2 protein-coding genes are annotated in these 1,766 nt (G+C 36.4%); both read right to left on the bottom strand.

The genetic code is table 11. The features are described 5' to 3' along the window. Nucleotides 1-868 precede the first annotated feature (868 nt). A complete protein-coding gene (locus NZM04_10885; GenBank protein ID MCS7064520.1) occupies nucleotides 869-1,216 on the bottom strand; it encodes a hypothetical protein in 348 nt (115 codons plus the stop codon). 124 nt (nucleotides 1,217-1,340) lie between these two features. Further along, nucleotides 1,341-1,766: RHS repeat-associated core domain-containing protein (locus NZM04_10890; GenBank protein MCS7064521.1), on the bottom strand; the 426-nt coding region annotated here is incomplete at its 5' end.

Consider the following 1,766-nt stretch of genomic DNA (forward strand, 5'->3'; position numbering starts at 1 on the left):
GCGTTGCACTAAAAAACGGCGGATGTTCAACAAAGAATTCTATAATGGCATTCATTTACAAGAACCTTTACATGATGATATAGACTGAATAATGTTTTGAGCACCTGTAGCATATTCTGCGTTCACTGCTTGAGTGCATGCGAGGACAATCCCTGGCAAAACTAAACCCGCACACCCAACCATTCTTGTAAGGTATGCAGCACCCTTTGCTCCATGTGCCCATGCTCGAAGCAAGGGATTCACAACATTTTATACAATCATCCCTACATCCCTTAGCACAATCAGGCATTTTGTTTAATGTATAATTGGTAATTGTGTGCAATGCTGTTGATAGTAATCCTGATATAGCAGCCCAGGCAACTCCACCCTCCGTATCCGTATAATTCAACGGCCCATTCTCCCCATACCTCACATCATCGAATTTGAGGCCGATTGAGTCAGTGTGCAAGAATCGACCTGTGGTGCTGATGAATATACGGTTTTGTGCGGAGTCAATAAAGAAAAATGATGGGAGATTCAGCAGCAAGGGCACTGCTGACTCCTTTTGTGATCGATTTTCTATTATACTTAGCACCCCATCATCTTGCATCATCTGGATTGTTTGTAAAGATTTATTTTGCTTGAAAACGAATTTCCTACTTACCGCAAATTCCAAAGCCAATTCCTGAAATGTCAAAATAAATCAAAATCAATTATGTGTTTTTTAGAACTTATCTGCAGTTCAAAATATTTATATACTGCGCTTCTCCCCCCTATTTTCCTTCCGCTGCTCTCACATCCGTAGCTGTAGTTATTCTACAGTATTCGCAAGAAATAAAACTATATTCTATAATAATTGTTAATCAATAACTAGTTAAGAAAATCCGTTTTATTCACTTATTTCACCTGTCGATGCAGGCTCGTCAGATGAGCTGATTTTATTTCTCAGCTCAAAGTATTCCATAAATGTCATTCCAGAAATTCTTTTGTCGGCGTAACGAAGAGCCTCATTCCAATATTTTTTGGATAGTTCATTGTTTCCATCTATGTGATAAGCTTTTGATAATTGATAAAAATAATCAAATGCTAGCGAACAAGCATTTTGATATTCTTTTTGATCAATTGATTTAATCATTAATACGTTTGTTTCTATGTCGCTAGAAATTTTTTTTATTAACTCTTCATACTTTTTATCTTTACATAAAATACCATAATCAATTATAGATACTAGATTCATAAAATAGATAGTATTAAGATAACTCTTTAGAATTAAAGATCCAAAAATCATCAAACAAATAATAATGAATATAGATAAAAACCAATGTTTCATATATATTATTTTCTATATTTAAGCTAGATAATCAATTTGAAGGTCGCGGCCTAGCTGGAGGGACCTTCGTTGCTTTAAGGCACTCCTTAAACATATTTTTAGAATCTGCCATACATTTTGCTATTGCTTCATTTCTTTTCTGAAGGCATTCAATAAATTCTAAAAGATCCATCTTTTCACAATCACACTTAGGAATCTTATCTTTACAATTCTTTTCCCATTTAATAATCTCCATCCAGCATTTTATATGGCTTATAAACAACCCCTCTGGATCCGTATAATTCACCGCATTATTCCCCACATATCTACACCAATTCACATCTTCAGCCTCGAACCCTATCGGATCCGGTTGCAGGAAGCGGCCGTGGACCGTGCTATAGATGCGGTTTCTATAATCATATAACCCCGCTCCAAGCCCACCCCACGTATTCACCAACATCTCTCGCCCTGTATACCC

This window comes from Candidatus Methylacidiphilales bacterium (assembly GCA_025056655.1).
Taxonomy (GTDB): domain Bacteria; phylum Verrucomicrobiota; class Verrucomicrobiia; order Methylacidiphilales; family JANWVL01; genus JANWVL01.